Raw genomic sequence first — 15,449 nt, 5'->3', positions numbered from 1 at the left:
ACGCATTCCGTCCGGCAGTGCGGGAGACCCGCGATGACCATGGTGCTGCTCCGCGAGGTTCCGGTACAGAGCCCGGTGCACCGGCTGTGGGCCGGGACGAAGATGATCGCGGTCTTCCTGCTCAGCATGATCGTGCTGTTCGAGCCCTCCTGGCCGGTGCTGGGCCTGGTGGTGGTCTTCCTGATCGCGGTCGGCGCGGTGGCGCATCTGCCGCCGGGCACCCTGCCGCGACTGCCGTGGCCGTTCTGGGCGCTGCTGAGCGTCGGCGCCTTCACCTCCCTCCCGGCCGGCTGGGCGGCGGTGCTGCACTACGCGCAGACCATGACGTTCGCGCTGCTGCTGGTCATCTCCTCCTTCCTGATCGCGTGGACCACCCCGATGGGCGAGATCGCGCCCGCCCTCGCGAAACTCGGTGCGCCGCTGCGTCTGCTGCGGGTGCCGGTGGACGAATGGGCCGTGGTGGTCGCGCTGACGTTGCGCGGCCTTCCGCTCCTGCTGGACGAGATGCGCATCCTGCGCGCCGCACGCAAACTGCGCCCGAACGGCGGTCTGCTGCAACGCGCCACCGACAACGCACTCATGGACATCCTGACCGCGGCGATGGCGGTGTCCACGCGCCGCGCGGGCGAACTCGGTGAAGCGATCACCGCGCGCGGCGGCACCGGACAACTCACCGCGTATCCGAGCGCCCCGGGACGTCGCGATGTGGTCGCACTGTTCGTCGTGATCGCGATAGGCGTTGCGGCAGTGGCGATCAACCTCGCGCTCTAGACCGCCCGGTAGGAATCCTCCGATTCGCACGAATAGTCCCGGAAATCAACCGACCGGGGGTCTTTTTCGCACCCCGGAATCATCCAATCACGGCCGAAACTCGAGGGATCACCCAAGATTCAGGGATGGCAATCCCCGAAATCTCTAGGATTGCGCGAACGTGCAGCAGTTACCATCTCGCTACACGAACCCGCGCGCACCCGGTCGAGTAGCGGGAGTCTGTGCCTGCGCGCGCCCATGTTCTCCGACGAACCTGATCAAGATTGGAACAGGCGAATGCTCCTGCGCAAGTTCATCGCTACCGTCGTACCGGTGGCGATCGCCCTCGGCCTCGGCGCCGGTACCGTGCACGCCGATCCCGCCATGCCGGTGGTGCACTATGCCACGAAGTTGGTGGGCAACACCGTGCAGACCACACTCACCGGCGGATCGTTCCGAGCGGCAGCCGATCAGCGCACCGTCGACATCCGCGACACCGACGGCAACACCGTCGTCACACTGCCGCTGTCGATCCGGCAGAACGGCACGGAATACCCACTGCCGCACCGGATCAGCGCCGATTCGCGCGAACTGGACCTGACCGCGGTGAAGGATGTGGCCGCGGCCCGGCCGGCGCGGGCGCTTCCGGTGGCCTCGGTGACCGAGAATCAACGTGCGCTGGAAGCTTTCTCGACCCAGTTCGGCATCGCCACCGCGGTCGGCGGATTCATCGGCACGGCTCTGGGCGCGCTGATCGGGCTCACCGGCATCGTCAGCGGCCCCGGCGTGGTGGCGAGCGTCCTGGCGGGAGCCACGCTCGGCGGCATCATCGGCACGCTCGCCGTCGGCGGTCCGGCGCTGGTCATCGCGGGTCTCGACCTGGTCAACACCCTCGGCGCCGCACCCGGCACCACCAAGTGGAATCAGTGATCACGGCATTCATCGAATGGTGCAGCCCGGTGTGACGGGCCGCCCGGCGAAGCGGTCGGCGAGGAAGTTCATCCCCCCCAGAGCCTCCCCGGCCGCCGCACCGTTGTGTGTGGGAAACGGTGAATGGATCGCGGTGAGAGTCGCGCCCGACGCGCAGTACCGGTCGACCAGGGCACTGAATCCCGCCACCGGAATCACGTCGTCGGAGTTGCTGTGATACATGTACAGCGGCACGTCGGGCGCGTTCACGCCCAGTTCATTGGCCGCGGCCACATTGCGAAAGACTTTGCTGTCCAACAGATTCGGTTCATTCGTGTAGTCGTCGACATGTGCGTTGACGTTTTGCGGCACCAGATCGGATCCACAGGCGGTGGCATTCGCGGCCAGGAACGCCCGCCCGCGATCGTTGAGCATGCCGGACAGTCCCGACTCGGGGTGATTGCGGGTCAGCGCCATCACGATCAGCAGGGCCAGCCCGGCCTGGACCCCGCCGTCCACGCGCCGCGCGATCGCGGGGAGGTCGGCCGGAACGCCGCCGGTGCTGATCCCCGCGAACCGCACCTGCGGCGCGTAGGTCGCGCGCATCTGCGCCGCCCACAGCGTGGCGAACGCACCACCCGAATATCCCCACGCCCCAACGGGACTCGTCGCCTGCACGCCACCGTGCGCGAAGGACAGCGCCGCCCGCACGCCGTCCAGCACCGACCGGCCCGCACCCGGACCGTCCAGGAAACGCGAGTACGGGCCCTCGTAATCGCTGACCACCAGCCCCCAGCCACGCAACAGCGCGGCGGTCATGAACGGCACGTCCAGCAGTGTGTTCACCACGCCGGGATCACGCCCGCCGGAAAAAGCGAAGGACGGCGAGCATCGGGTGCCGAGGCTGTCCTCGGGCACCTGATAGCTCAGCAGCGGTCGCGGCCCCTTGTCCCACGAGGTGGTCGGCACCAGCACCGTGGCCACACCCACAATCGGTCGATCCACCGAATCCGTAGTGCGATAACGCAATTGCCACGCCGAGATCGGCAGCGGCAGACCGAAGACATCGATCGAGCGGGTACCGAGCACCGCACCATCCGGTTGGGCGGCCAGATCCGCTGGTGCGGCGTAGAACGGGTCGTCGTCGGGAGTGCGCACATCGGCGCGCGTCGGCTGCGCCGACAGCAGGCCCAGCACCATGGCGATCGCGACCGACAGGACCACGCCCGTCCGCCGACGCGAGGCGTGTGCACCCGCGAGCCACCTGAATCCCATCCGTTACCTCCCACGTCGCCGCACGAGGTACCGCGAGCACCGATCACCCCGACCGCACCTCACCACCGAGACAGCACGCTATCGGTCCCGAATACCCAGGTCAACGATGTCCGCGGCCGGTCGGGGAACGTTTCCGCGACACGCCGACGCCCGGTACTGTGGGTCGAAACCGCATGCGACAGAAGGAGAGTTCGGTGCGACAGGGCAATGGGCTCGACATTCCGGACGGACTCGCCGACGTCTGTGACCCGCACCGGATGGCGGTGATCGTCTACGACATGCAGGTGGGCGTGCTGTCCCAGCTCGAGCACGCCGACGCGATCGTCGCACAGGTGGTGCGCGTGGTGCAGGCGGCGCGCCGCGGCGGATATCCGGTCGTCTTCCTGCGGCACATGTTCCTTCCTCCCCGCCTCAGCGGCGTATTCGCCCTGCGTATGGCGATGAACTGGCAGGGCGTCGATGCGGTCGAGGACCTGCAGCCGATCCTGCTGCGCGACACGCCGGGCTTCGAACTGGTGCCGGAACTGCGCCCGGGGCCGGACGAGATCGTCTTCGACAAGACGACCATGTCCGCATTCGAGGGCACCCCGCTCGCCGCGACACTGGGTGACCTGGGCATCGTCTCCTACGCCATCACGGGCGTGGCATTGGAGATCGGTATCGCCCCGACCGTCACGCACTCCACCGACCTGGGCTTCATCCCGGTCGTGATCGGTGACGCCTGCGGCGGCCGGGACGAAGCGGCGATGGGCCGGGCGCTGGACGATTTCGCCTTCCAGGGCAACGCGATCGTCACCGATGTGTCCACGATCGTCCCGCTGCTGACCGGAAACGCCTGATCAAGTACTGGATCCGAGCCAACCCGGATGCCAGAGGCGGCCGGATTCGGTCCAGTTCATATAGCGCACGGTGCCGGTGAGCTTCGGCGTCACCCAGACCGCGTCCTCGCGTTCGGCGGGAGTCAGATCGCTGTCGAACGGGCTGGTCTTGCGTTCCAGGCGACGCATGCGGGCGGCCAGATCCGCCATCTCCCGCTCGTCGAATCCGGTGCCGACCCGCCCGGCGTAGATCAGCTCACCCTCGTGCCGCACCCCGACCAGCAAAGAGGCGAACGGCCGCGCGGTGCTGCGTCGCCAACCGCCGACGACCACCTGCTGGGTGCGCCAGTTGCGGGTCTTGATCCAGGACTGTCCACGTCGTCCGGGCAGGTAGACCGAGTCCAGTCGTTTGGCGACCACACCCTCCATCCCGTGTTCGCGGCTGTAGTCCAATGCCTGCGCACCGGAACCGTCCAGCCGAGGCGGCACCAGGAGCGCGGGCGCGCGGGCGGCCAACGCCTCGAGCACCCGACGTCGATCCGAATAGCGTTTGCGGACAAGGGATGTGCCGTCCAGATACAGCACATCGAAGGCCACGAATTCGGCTCTGACCGAATCCGCCTGTAGCAGAGCGAGATTCGCAATTCCGTCGGCGTCGAAGACGACCGCCTCGCCATCGAGCACCACACGATGCTCGTCGAGCTCCTCGCCGAGTGCGACCAGGCGCGGATACCGTTCGGTCACGGTATTTCCGGCCCGGCTGCGTGCGGTGACCACGCCGTCGGCGATCTCGACGATCAACCGGAAGCCGTCCCATTTCGTCTCGAAAGCCCAGTCCGCCGCGTCCAGGGTCGCCACGTCACCGGCGGTGGCCAGCATCGGGCTCAGATCGCGCGGCAGCTCGACCGGACGCCGCTGAGCGTTCGATACCGATTGCGCTGCACCATATTCCGACTTCATCAGATGCATGAGCCATTGATCGCCCCGGGTTCGGATCAGCGCGTACCGGCCGTCCAGACGAGTGCCCCGAAACCGTACGATCACCTCGTCCTCGCGCCACTTCTCGGTCTCGTAGGTGCCCGAATCCCAGATCGTCATCGCACCCGCGCCGTACTCTCCCCGAGGGATCGAACCGTGGAAGTCGAGGTATTCCAACGGATGATCCTCGGTCCGCACGGCGAGCCGATTCTCCGTCGAGGATGTCGGCGGGCCCTTCGGCACCGCCCAGGACGCCAGCACCCCTTCGCGCTCGAGCCGCACGTCCCAGTGCAGACGCCGGGCGTGATGTTCCTGCACGACGAACCGATTGCCCGCGCCGGGCGTAGGGGGTTGCGACGGAACAGGTTCCGGAGTCCGCTCGGGATCACGCATCGAGCGATAGGTGGCCAGCGGATCCGGCGCACCGGCCCGATGCGATGCATCCAGTCCGGCCAGCAGGTCGCCATGCTTCCGCCAGCGCGCCAGCACCTCTTCGAAGGTCAAGTGCCGCAGGCTTTCCCGGTCCTCGATCTCGCCCCAGGCGCGCGGCGCGGCAACCATCGGCGAGGTGCGCCCGCGCAGCGAGTACGGGGCGATCGTGGTCTTGGACGGATTGTTCTGACTCCAGTCCAGGAAGACCTTGCCGGGCCGGGCCGCCTTCGCCATGGTCGCGGTCACCAGATCCGGATATACCTTCTCCAGGCCCACCGCGACCTGCTTGGCGACCGTGGAGGCCCCGGACGGATCGAGCACGCGCACCAACGGCACGTAGACGTGAATCCCCTTGCTACCGCTGGTCACCGGATAGGCATCCAGTCCCACATCGCGCACGGTATCGCGGATCCGCATCGCGACCAGCGCGCATTCGGCCAGACCCACCCCCGGACCCGGATCCAGATCGAAGACCAGCCGGGTGATCGGCCCACGCTGGTCGTGGTCGAAAATCCATTGCGGCACATGGATTTCCAGTGCGGCCTGCTGCCCGAGCCAGGCCATGCCCGCGACCGAATCGATCAGCGGGTACACCACGCGCCGATTCGAATGCTGCTGCACCCTCCGGTCCAGCCACGTCGGCGCGTGCGCGGCCAGATTCTTCTCGAAGAAGGAGGATTCGGTGACCCCGTTGGGCCACCGCTTACGGGTCACCGCCCGACCGGCGATATGCGGCAGCAGCGCGGGCGCGATCGCGGTGAAATAGTCGATGACCTGGCCTTTGGTGGTCCCGGTCGCCGGGTACAGCACCTTGTCGAGGTTGCTCAGCTCAACCTCGATACCCCCGAAATCCCGGCGGGTGGCCATGGTCGAAGTTTACGGGCCGATAACTGCGTACCGGCCACACACGCGGGTCCGCAGGCGGACGGGCGGCCGAACATGCCCTACAGCACAGCCCGTCCGACAACAGATTGCCGAAAATCAGCCCTGGCCGGACTCGGGCTCGGCGTCGCTCTCCGACGCGGTCTCGGGCGTCGGCTCGGCGTCCACGACCGCCTCCGGCTCGGCCTCCGCAGCGGGGTCGGCCTTCGCCTCAGGCGCGGACGGCGCCTCGGGAGCGGCAGGCGCGGCAGGCGTTTCGGGAGCCGACGGCGCTTCGGGCGCGGACGGCGCCTCCGCGGCGGCCTCGGATTCGGCTCCGGGCTGCTCCGGGATCACGTTCTTCAACGCCGCGGCGCCCTTGCCGATCTGATCGGAGTACTTGCCGCCGGTCTTCTCATCGATGAACTCGCCGGCCTTGTCCACGGCACCGTGAATCTTGTCGGCGTTCTCGGCAGCAACCTCCCTCCCCTTGCCGACCAAGCCCTTGAGGGTATCCATCAGACTCATCCGTCCCGCTCCTTCACCCATCGAATTTATCGCTGGTCAGCCCATATCTTCCCACCAGTGAACCTGCGGTGATAGCGCATTGGCATCGATACGTTGACCCGGCAACGGAACCGATACCGGAGTTCCGGCCGCGCGGGCCGAGGCGACCAGTCGCCGCACCGGCTCCGACCAGCCGTGGAATGCCAAATTGAAGGTCGCCCAGTGGATCGGGACGATCAGGCCGTGTCCGGAATTCCCGCGGCACACATCGGCGTGTGCGCGCACCGCCTCCTCCGGATTCATGTGCACATCGGGCCAGTGCACGTCGTACGCGCCGATCGGCAACAGCGTCAGATCGAACGGGCCCAGGCTCTCGCCGATCTCCGCGAATGCCTTGGTGTAACCGGTATCTCCGCCGAAGTAGACGCGCCGGGTGGGTCCGGCGATCGCCCACGAGGCCCACAGCGTCGTATTGCGCACCAGCCCGCGACCGGAGAAGTGCCGCGCTTCGGTGCACGTCACGACCAGCTCGCCCGGCTGCCCGCCGCCGACCGGTTCGGACAGGGAAAACGAAGCGCCCCAATCCAATTCGATGATGCGCTCCTCGGGAACATCCCACATGCGCAGATGTGCGCCGATGCCGATCGGCACCAGGAACGGCGCCTGATGACTCGTGACCAGCGCGGTGACGGTATCGCGGTCCAGATGGTCGTAGTGATCGTGCGAGATGACGATCGCATCCACCGGCGGCAGCTCCGACAGCGGCGCCGGCACCGGATGCATCCGGGTCGGCCCGACGATCGCGGACGGCGAAACCCGTTCGCTCCACACCGGATCGGTGAGAATGCGATACCCGTCGACCTCGAGCAGCGTCGAGGCGTGCCCGTACCAGGTGACCGCCAGGGCGCCGGCCTGTTCGGGCACATCCGGTGTGGCCAGCGGGATCCGGCCGGTCGGACGGCCGACGCCGCGCCGGGTCAGCGCCGAGAACATCAGCGACACACCGGATCCCGGAACCAGCTGGGAACTGGGTTCGGTGTTGTAGAACTGCCGGTTGCGATAGCGCGCGGACCGCGCGGCCACCGGTGCGATGGCCGAGACCGAGGCGCCCATCGCCGCGGGCATCTCCCAGACCGCCCGCGCGACCCAGCTCAGTCCGACCGCACCGGCCACGCCCAGAGCGGCGCGACGCACGATCGTGGTGAAGGTACTCATCAACGCCCCTCGAATTTCGCCGGACGCTTCTCCTGCCGTGCCATGCGCGCCTCCTGTGCATCGGCGCTGCTCCACGCGGCCTCGAGCGCCTCACGCTGCGCCGATGACTGCGGATCGCGCGTGCCGTCGTCGTTGAGCACCAGTTTGAGATGACGCAGTGACAGCGGGGCCAGCTCGGCGATCGACTTGGCCCAGCCCTGCGCGTCGTCCAACGTTCCGATCCGGTTCGCGAAGCCGAAAGTGTATGCGTCGGAAGCGGATATGGTGTCCAGGCCCAGCAGGATGCTGCGCGCGGGGCCGCCGCCGATGATCGAGGCCAACCGGCGCACGGTCCAACGGTCCACGGAGACACCGATTTTCGCGGCCGGGATACCGATGTAGGCGTCCGGGGCCATCACCCGCAGATCCGCGGCCAGCGACAGCTGCACGCCGCCGCCCAGCGCCGGACCGTTGAGTGCGGCGATGACCGGCACCGGCACCGACTCGATCGCGGACAACATGCCCATCAGGGCGTCCAGGAAGGTCTCCGAGTACACCCCGTTCAGATCGGCGCCCGCGCTGAAGACGGTGCCCTGACCGGTCAGCACGATCACCCGGGCATCCGCCGCCGCGGTGACCACGGCCTCGCGCAGCCTCCCCACCAATTCCTCGTTGAGCGCGTTGCGGCGCTCCGGACGCTGTAATTCGATGGTGACCACGTCACCATCGCGGCTCACTGCGAGCAAGGGGCCTCCCCGGTTCGTACGGTAGTGGGCTCGGACACATCGTCTCGCCTCGGACAACCTTCACTGTATGCGGCGCGTGGTTGCCCGGCCGCACCCGACGCACTTCGCGGTACTGTGGCGGCCGTGACCGCACCCGATGCCGACATCCTGGTGATCGGCGCCGGACAGGCCGGACTGTCCGCCGGATACCACCTCCGACGCCTCGGGCTGCGCCCCGAACAGGACTTTCTCATCATCGATCACGCACCGGGCCCCGGCGGGGCCTGGCAGTTCCGCTGGCCCTCGCTCACCCTCACCACCGTGAACGGCGTACACGACCTCCCAGGAATGGCATTCGCCGAGGTGCTGCGACCCGGCTCCGAACACGCCCAGGCCGCCACCGCCATCCCGGAGTACTACGCCCGCTACGAGCAGCGCTACGACCTGCGCGTCCACCGGCCCACCACGGTCCGCGTGGTCTGCGACCGCGCCACCCCCAGCACCTGCCCCACCGAATCCGTCGACGGACTACTGCACGCCGAGACCGCCCCGGGCGCTACGACACCGCCCTCCGGCGAGCCGGCCGACCCGACACCTCACACATCGGCCGAGACGACCGGACCGGCGAGTGAATACGGCAGTGCAACACGATATTCCGACGCGGATGCCGACGGGGCGTATCGAACGGCCGCAGCGCGGATGAACGGACATCCGGATCCGAACAGCGAATCCGCCGATGCGGCAAAGGTTTCCGACGCGGTAGAGGCGACGCTGCGGGTGCGGGGGCTGATCAATGCGACGGGAACGTGGGAGAAGCCCTTCATCCCCTACTATCCGGGCGCCGAGACGTTCGGGGGGCGGCAACTGCATGCCCACGACTATCGGACCGCCGAAGAGTTCGCCGGGCGGCACGTGGTGGTCGTGGGCGCCGGAATTTCGGCGGTCCAGTTGCTCGACGAGATATCGCAGGTGACCACGACGACCTGGACGTCGCGGACCGAACCGCGCTGGCGCACCGAAGAATTCACCCGCGAGGCCGGGCGGCGCGCGGTGGCGATGGTCGAGGATCGGGTGCGGCGTGGACTGCCGCCCCGCTCGGTGGTGTCGGTGACCGGACTACCGGTCGACGACCGGATTCGTGCCGCACGCGCGCGCGGCGTACTGGACTGGCATCCGATGTTCACCCGGATCGAACCGGACGGCGTGCGCTGGGCGGACGGCTCCTTCCAGCCCGCCGAGGTGATCCTGTGGGCCACCGGATTCCGCAGTGCGCTCGATCATCTCGCGCCGCTGCGGCTGCGCGGACCGGGCGGCGGCATCACCATGACCGGCCGGCTCGCGACGCAGGTCGCCGCCGATCCGCGCATCCATCTGCTCGGCTACGGCCCGTCGGCCAGCACCATCGGCGCGAACCGCGCGGGCCGGGCCGCCGCGGTGGAACTCACCGAGCACCTCGGCCTGCGCCGCGTGTGATCAGTCCTCCAGGCCGACGCGGAAAGTCGCCGGATCCGGGCCGAGCCGACTGCCGGTGTCCAGCGCGGAGATGAGTTGCATCTGCTCGAAGCTCAGCTCGAAGGAGAACACGTCGAAGTTCTCCTCGATCCGGGACGGCGTCACCGACTTGGGAATCACCACATTGCCCAGCTGCAGATGCCAGCGGATGATCACCTGGGCGGGACTGCGGCCGACCTCCGCGGCGATCGAGCCGATCGTCGGATCCTTCAGCTCCGAGCCCTGCCCGAGCGGGGCCCACGCCTCGGTCGCGATGCCGTGCTCGGCATGGAAGGCGCGCAGTTCCGGCTGCGCCAGGCTGGGGTGCAACTCGACCTGGTTCAACACCGGAGTCTCCCCGGTCTCGCCGATCAGCCGCTCCAGATGTTCGCGAGTGAAATTCGACACACCGATCGATCCGACCCGCCCCTGCGACTTGATCTCCTGCATCGCGCGGAACGTGTCCACGCACCGATCGGCGGCGGGCACCGGCCAATGGATCAGGTACAGATCCAGATAATCCATGTCCAGCTCGGCCATGGTGGCATCGAAGGCGCGCAGCGTGGAGTCGTAGCCCTGCTCGGAATTCCACAGCTTGCTGGTGAGGTAGACCTCGTCACGGTCCAGGCCGGATTTGCGCACCGCATCACCCACTCCGGCCTCGTTGGCGTAGACGGCCGCAGTGTCGATACTGCGGTATCCGACCTCCAACGCCGACGTGACCGCCGCTGCCGCATCCCCCGGGGGAACCTGGAAGACACCGAAGCCGAGCCTCGGAATCACGGACCCGTCGTTCAGGACGATCGAGGGGACGGCGCTGGTCTCGCTGCGATAGGTCACAATTCGACGGTAGAAGCGGTTCGTCCAACCGTCAACGAACGCCCCGGAGCGTGTTGGCGCGCGGGTCCGCGCTCATCACAGACCGAGGCGGCGGTACCGCTGCTGCCGAACGAGCACGAGTTCGTCCGCCGATCGGCCGTCCAACCGGGTCAGTTCGGCGGCGATCGTGCTCACCATGCGACGGGCGAAGTCGACCGATTCGTCCGCGGCGTCCGGATATTCGGGCACGATGCGATCCACCACACCGTCGGCCAGCAGATCGGCCGCGCAGATACGTTGCGCGTCGGCCAGCGCGGGTGCGTGCTCCGTATCACGGAAGACGATGGCGCTGGCGCCCTCCGGCGGCAGCGGCGCGAGCCAGGCGTGCGTCGCGGCGAGCACCCGGTCGGCCGGAAGCAGAGCCAGTGCGCCACCGCCACTGCCCTGTCCCAGCAGCACCGAGACGGTCGGCGTCTCGAGCGTGATGAGATCGGCCAGACAGCGCGCGATTTCGGGGGCCAGGCCGCGTTCCTCGGCCTCGCGCGAGAGTGCCGCACCGGCGGTATCGATCACCAGCACCAGCGGCAGGTGCAGTTCCGCGGCCAATTGCATACTGCGCCGCGCCTCCCGTAATGCGGCCGGGCCCATGGTGTTCTCGCCGGTCTGCCCCGCGCGATCGTGTCCGAACACGACACACGGGCGGCCACGCAAGCGGGCCAGCGCCAATACGACGGTCCGATCCGATTCGCCTTGACCGGTGCCGCTCAACGGAACTCGGTCCGTCACATGGCGCAACAGTTCGCGTATGCCGGGGCGGTCCGGGCGGCGGGAGATCAGCACCGAATCCCAGGCGGATCGATCTGCGCTCGAACCCGTTTGCTCCACAGGGTATTTCGCATCATCCGATCCGGTGCTCTCGACGGCCGTCCTCGATCCAGACCGGTCGGAATCCGAAATCCCCTGCCCCTGAACATTATTCACAACATTCAACACCCGATGCACGATCCGCCGGAACACCCGAACCGGCACCACGCCGTCGACGACCCCGTTGCGGTACAGATTCTCGGCGGTCTGCACACCTTCGGGAAACGGCCGTCCGTACAGCGCCCGATACACCCTGGGCCCGAGAAAGCCGATCAACGCGCCCGGCTCGGCGAATGTCATGTGCCCCAACGAACCCCAGGACGCGAACACCCCGCCCATCGTCGGATCGCGCAGATACACCAGATACGGATACCCGGCCGCCTTGTGTATCGTCACGGCCCCGGCGATCTTCACCATCTGCACGAAAGCGACTGTGCCCTCCTGCATCCGGGTGCCGCCCGAGGTCGGCGAGGCCACCAGGGGCAACCCGAGTTCGGTTGCCCGCTCTACCGCCAGCACGATCCGCTCCGCCGCGGCCACCCCGATCGATCCCGCGAGAAACCCGAACTCACAAGCGATCACGGCGATCCGCCGCCCCCGCAACCGGCCCTCACCGGTCACCACCGACTCGTCCACCCCCGAACGATCCGCAGCCGCCCGCAAGTCCTCGCGATACTCGGCCCCCGCCGCAACCTCCACCGGCGACCGATCCCAGCTCACGAAAGAACCGGCATCGAGCAACTCCGCCAACAACTCTCGCGCAGACTGAATTTTTGGCCTCCGCTTCGCTCCGGCAGATCGAGTTAAGGATATGTTCGCGGCGGCGTGGGTGATCCGCTACACGGCGTTCGTGACAGCGAGAGCTAATGGACCACAGCCCTCATCGAGTCACGGACAGTCGCACCCTTGCCCGGGATACGCGACGCGTCCGACCCACTCGGATCGGACGTGCGCATCCCCGGCGGGGGTGCGACTGGTGTGATCACCCCGTGGCGCCGGAACACGCCGCGGAGCACAGGGCAGCCCTGCTCCGGCAGGCAGGGCTCGCGACCCTGTCTCGCCGGGCTCAGTAGCCCTGTACGACCTTGCGCAGCGCGTACTCGGTAACCGAGACCAGCGCCTGCTTGACCGGCTCCCGCCGACGCGCGTCGATCGACATGATCGGCACGTCCGCCGGGACGGCCAGCGCCTGCCGGATGTCCTCGGTCGGATACCTGGGCGCATCATCGAATTCGTTGATGGCGACCAGGAACGGCAGGCTGCGCGCCTCGAAATAATCGACGGCGGCGAAGCTGTCCTCCAGCCGGCGGGTGTCGACCAACACCACGGCGCCGATGGCGCCGCGGATCAGGTCGTCCCACATGAACCAGAAGCGGTACTGCCCCGGTGTACCGAACAGATAGAGCACGAGGTCATCGGCGAGGCTGATCCTGCCGAAGTCCATCGCCACCGTTGTGGTGTTCTTCGTCGGCACGGCGGCCAGGCTGTCGACCCCGACACTGGCATTGGTCACCAATGCCTCGGTGCGCAGCGGAACGATCTCCGAGACCGCACCGACCAGGGTCGTTTTGCCCACACCGAAACCGCCCGCGACCACGATCTTCGCCGAGGTAGGTTTACTGGTGCGGGTATCGACCTGGGCCGTCGAATCAAATACGCCGGAGTCCACTAAGAACCCTTTCGATCAGCTCGCGACGTTCATCGTCGCTCGAGTCGTCCTTCAATGTCGCCGAGACTCGTACATGTCCGGCCTCGATGAGATCGGCAACGAGAACACGTGCCACCCCGATCGGGATACCCAGCCGGGCAGCCAGTTCGGCAACCGATGGCGACTCCCTGCACAACTCCACGATTGACGTCTCGATATTGGTGAGTTCGAACTGCCGCTCGAAGGCGACCGCTTGCGCTGCGACGAGGGCCTCCAACGCCAACTCGACCGTCGGCCGCGTGCGGCCGGCGGTCAGTGAGTACGGGCGTACGAGGCTCGGCTCGGCGCTCCCCACGCGCTGGTTGTCTATGTCCATCCCACCATCAGGAACCCATCGTGACGCGAGGCGTCGCCTGAACCGTCTGGCCCACCCGCTCAACCAACAACGCCATCTCGTAGCCGACCTGGCCGATGTCGCACGACGTGTTGGTCAGCACGGCCAGATAGGAACCGTCACCGACGGCCATCAGCAATAGGTAGCCGTGTTCCATCTCGACCACCGACTGCAGAACTGTGCCGCCCTCGAACAGGTTCGACACACCCACCGAGAGGCTGGCCAGCCCGGCGGTCACTGCGGATAGCTGCTCGGCACGGTCCACGGGCAACTGGGCGCTCGCGGCCATCAACAGACCGTCCGCCGAAACCAGCACGGCATGAGCGACGCCAGGAACCTCGTTGGCGAAGTTCGAAACCAGCCAGTCCAGCTGACGGTTCGTACCACCTAGATCGGGGTTCATCGGTCTCCTTTATCTCCGGTAAGGTTCATTGCCTTCATTGCGCGGCCATCCCGGACGCCCTGCTGGTGACGACTCAGACTTGACCTGATGGAATCGGGGTCGCGGTTGCTCGGTACCCGATCGACCTTGCCACCGACACCACCGGGCACGAGCCGGTTACCCGGATCACGTTGTGGCAGTCCGGATGCGGTGCGCTTGTCCGAGGGCGCCTCGACCGCCCGGCGGGCGGCCTCCCAACCCTCGTCGCCCGGCGACTCGAAGGCGGCAGCCACCTCGGACCGATCCGAGTTCGGATCCGCCAGCCAGGCCGACATCATCTCCGCGAAGATCGGGCTGTCGGCCATCGACGACTGGGTGTCCTCGGTGGGCTGCAACCGCGTCTGGAAGAACGCGGCCGTCTTCTGCGGGTTGGACTTGAAGCTGTGGCGACCGCGTTCGCGGCCCTCGCCCAGGTCCTCCCCCTTGTCTGTGTTCTCGGCCGATCGATCCGCAGGCGGCAGGCTCAGGCCGGGCGTCGGCAGCGGACGCGGCGGCAGTCCGGCACCGGGCTTGCGTTGCGGCAGACCGGTTATACCCGAATCCCGCTGCGGCGGCTCGGTTTCCGCCGAATTCCGCTGCGGCAATCCGGGCGGAGTGGCGCTGCGACGCGGCAGGCCGGTTCCGGCGGAGTCACGCTGCGGCAGGCCGTTACCACTCGAATCACGTTGCGGAAGATCACCTGTCAGCGGATCACGCTCGGGCAGATCTCCGGTGAGCGGATCGCGCTTGGGCAGATCTCCGGTGAGCGGATCGCGCTTGGGCAGGTCACCGGTGAGCGGATCGCGCTTGGGCAGGCCGTTGTCGGTGCTCTCCCGCTTCGGCAGGCCGGGGCTCTCCCGCTTGGGCAGACCGTTGCCGTCACGCTGCGGCAGACCGTTACCCGTGTTCTCGCGCTGGGGCAGGCCGTTACCCGCGGCATCGCGCTGGGGCAGACCACCCGGACCACGCTGGGGCAGACCGTTCGCGCCCGGCTGACCACCCTCGCGCGACGGGAGACCACCGGCGGACGGATCCCGCGGCGGCAGCGCATTGCTCGCGGCATCGCGCTGCGGGAGATCCCCGCTCAGCGGATCCCGCTTCGGCAGACCGGTGCCCGGTGTATCACGCTGCGGCGCAGCCGAATCACGCTGCGGCAAACCGTTGCCCGCCGTATCGCGCTGGGACGGACCGTCACTCGCGGCATCGCGCTGCGGCAGACCACCCGGACCACGCTGCGGCAGACCGTTACCCGCGGCATCGCGCTGCGGCAGACCACCCGGACCACGCTGCGGCAGACCGTTGGGTCCGCGCTTGGGCAGGCCGTTGGCGCCGGGCTCACGCTGCGGCAGGCCACTCGGACCCG

General features: G+C 67.8%; 14 protein-coding genes and 1 pseudogene. 4 read left to right on the top strand and 11 right to left on the bottom strand.

Annotated elements, in window-relative coordinates; genetic code table 11:
* The first annotated feature begins 33 nt into the window (after positions 1–33).
* Positions 34–771 carry an energy-coupling factor transporter transmembrane component T family protein gene (locus ON40_RS04715; RefSeq protein WP_040818872.1) on the top strand — a complete coding sequence of 246 codons (738 nt, stop codon included), beginning with the start codon at positions 34–36 and terminating at the stop codon, positions 769–771.
* Positions 772–1,047: 276 nt separating this feature from the next.
* Positions 1,048–1,680: a DUF8020 domain-containing protein gene (locus ON40_RS04710; RefSeq protein ID WP_040818869.1), complete on the top strand. Its 633-nt coding sequence runs from the start codon at positions 1,048–1,050 to the stop codon at positions 1,678–1,680.
* A gap of 9 nt (positions 1,681–1,689) precedes the next feature.
* On the opposite strand, the gene ON40_RS04705 is transcribed toward ON40_RS04710, so the two are convergent.
* Positions 1,690–2,934, bottom strand: coding sequence for a lipase family protein (locus tag ON40_RS04705; RefSeq protein WP_040818866.1), 1,245 nt, complete (start codon positions 2,932–2,934; stop codon positions 1,690–1,692).
* Positions 2,935–3,128: 194 nt separating this feature from the next.
* Between ON40_RS04705 and ON40_RS04700 the strand changes: the two genes are divergently transcribed.
* Positions 3,129–3,773: a cysteine hydrolase family protein gene (locus tag ON40_RS04700; protein WP_040819408.1), complete on the top strand. Its 645-nt coding sequence runs from the start codon at positions 3,129–3,131 to the stop codon at positions 3,771–3,773.
* On the opposite strand, the gene ON40_RS04695 is transcribed toward ON40_RS04700, so the two are convergent.
* The 4 genes from ON40_RS04695 to ON40_RS04680 all read right to left on the bottom strand — a co-directional run bounded on the left by ON40_RS04695 (position 3,774) and on the right by ON40_RS04680 (position 8,470).
* Positions 3,774–6,029, bottom strand: coding sequence for an ATP-dependent DNA ligase (locus tag ON40_RS04695; protein WP_040818864.1), 2,256 nt, complete (start codon positions 6,027–6,029; stop codon positions 3,774–3,776).
* Between the two features lie 114 nt (positions 6,030–6,143).
* The gene (locus ON40_RS55940; RefSeq protein WP_063712947.1) at positions 6,144–6,551 is read right to left on the bottom strand and encodes an antitoxin; all 408 of its coding nucleotides are present in this window, start codon (positions 6,549–6,551) and stop codon (positions 6,144–6,146) included.
* A gap of 36 nt (positions 6,552–6,587) precedes the next feature.
* On the bottom strand, positions 6,588–7,745 hold the full coding sequence (locus ON40_RS04685; RefSeq protein ID WP_051192687.1) for an MBL fold metallo-hydrolase: 1,158 nt from the start codon (positions 7,743–7,745) through the stop codon (positions 6,588–6,590).
* On the bottom strand, positions 7,745–8,470 hold the full coding sequence (locus ON40_RS04680) for an enoyl-CoA hydratase (RefSeq protein WP_040818863.1): 726 nt from the start codon (positions 8,468–8,470) through the stop codon (positions 7,745–7,747). Before ON40_RS04680 ends, ON40_RS04685 begins: the two co-directional genes overlap by 1 nt.
* A gap of 123 nt (positions 8,471–8,593) precedes the next feature.
* Between ON40_RS04680 and ON40_RS54350 the strand changes: the two genes are divergently transcribed.
* Positions 8,594–9,922 (top strand): NAD(P)-binding protein, encoded by a 1,329-nt coding sequence (locus ON40_RS54350; protein ID WP_245567668.1) that lies wholly within the window; start codon positions 8,594–8,596, stop codon positions 9,920–9,922.
* Here the strand turns inward: ON40_RS54350 and ON40_RS04670 are convergent, their stop codons facing one another.
* From ON40_RS04670 to ON40_RS04645, 6 genes and pseudogenes are all read right to left on the bottom strand, one after another.
* Complete coding sequence (locus ON40_RS04670) at positions 9,923–10,780, bottom strand: aldo/keto reductase (protein ID WP_040818861.1); 858 nt, start codon at positions 10,778–10,780, stop codon at positions 9,923–9,925.
* Positions 10,781–10,855: 75 nt separating this feature from the next.
* Positions 10,856–12,343 (bottom strand): carboxyl transferase domain-containing protein, encoded by a 1,488-nt coding sequence (locus ON40_RS04665; protein ID WP_245567667.1) that lies wholly within the window; start codon positions 12,341–12,343, stop codon positions 10,856–10,858.
* Positions 12,344–12,689: 346 nt separating this feature from the next.
* A complete protein-coding gene (locus ON40_RS04660) occupies positions 12,690–13,292 on the bottom strand; it encodes a GTP-binding protein (protein WP_174435003.1) in 603 nt (200 codons plus the stop codon).
* A complete protein-coding gene (locus tag ON40_RS04655) occupies positions 13,273–13,647 on the bottom strand; it encodes a DUF742 domain-containing protein (RefSeq protein ID WP_040818858.1) in 375 nt (124 codons plus the stop codon). Before ON40_RS04655 ends, ON40_RS04660 begins: the two co-directional genes overlap by 20 nt.
* Positions 13,648–13,654: 7 nt before the next feature.
* Complete coding sequence (locus ON40_RS04650; protein WP_011207200.1) at positions 13,655–14,068, bottom strand: roadblock/LC7 domain-containing protein; 414 nt, start codon at positions 14,066–14,068, stop codon at positions 13,655–13,657.
* Positions 14,065–15,449, bottom strand: a pseudogene (locus tag ON40_RS04645) (sensor histidine kinase); the annotation flags it as partial. The gene ON40_RS04650 and the pseudogene ON40_RS04645, both read right to left, overlap by 4 nt.

The organism is Nocardia jiangxiensis NBRC 101359 (genome assembly GCF_000308615.1).
Taxonomy (GTDB): Bacteria; Actinomycetota; Actinomycetes; order Mycobacteriales; family Mycobacteriaceae; genus Nocardia; species Nocardia jiangxiensis.
Note: the sequence above shows the minus strand (reverse complement) of the source record. Positions and strands in the feature narration are given on the sequence as shown.

What these genes read in the sequence shown, in the direction of transcription:
- ON40_RS04695 (WP_040818864.1), bottom strand. Translation starts at nt 6,029, where the DNA reads ATGGCCACCCGCCGGGATTTCGGGGGTATCGAGGTTGAGCTGAGCAAC.
- ON40_RS04715 (WP_040818872.1), top strand. Translation starts at nt 34, where the DNA reads ATGACCATGGTGCTGCTCCGCGAGGTTCCGGTACAGAGCCCGGTGCAC.
- ON40_RS04655 (WP_040818858.1), bottom strand. Translation starts at nt 13,647, where the DNA reads ATGGACATAGACAACCAGCGCGTGGGGAGCGCCGAGCCGAGCCTCGTA.
- ON40_RS55940 (WP_063712947.1), bottom strand. Translation starts at nt 6,551, where the DNA reads ATGAGTCTGATGGATACCCTCAAGGGCTTGGTCGGCAAGGGGAGGGAG.
- ON40_RS04650 (WP_011207200.1), bottom strand. Translation starts at nt 14,068, where the DNA reads ATGAACCCCGATCTAGGTGGTACGAACCGTCAGCTGGACTGGCTGGTT.
- ON40_RS04710 (WP_040818869.1), top strand. Translation starts at nt 1,048, where the DNA reads ATGCTCCTGCGCAAGTTCATCGCTACCGTCGTACCGGTGGCGATCGCC.
- ON40_RS04705 (WP_040818866.1), bottom strand. Translation starts at nt 2,934, where the DNA reads ATGGGATTCAGGTGGCTCGCGGGTGCACACGCCTCGCGTCGGCGGACG.
- ON40_RS04685 (WP_051192687.1), bottom strand. Translation starts at nt 7,745, where the DNA reads ATGAGTACCTTCACCACGATCGTGCGTCGCGCCGCTCTGGGCGTGGCC.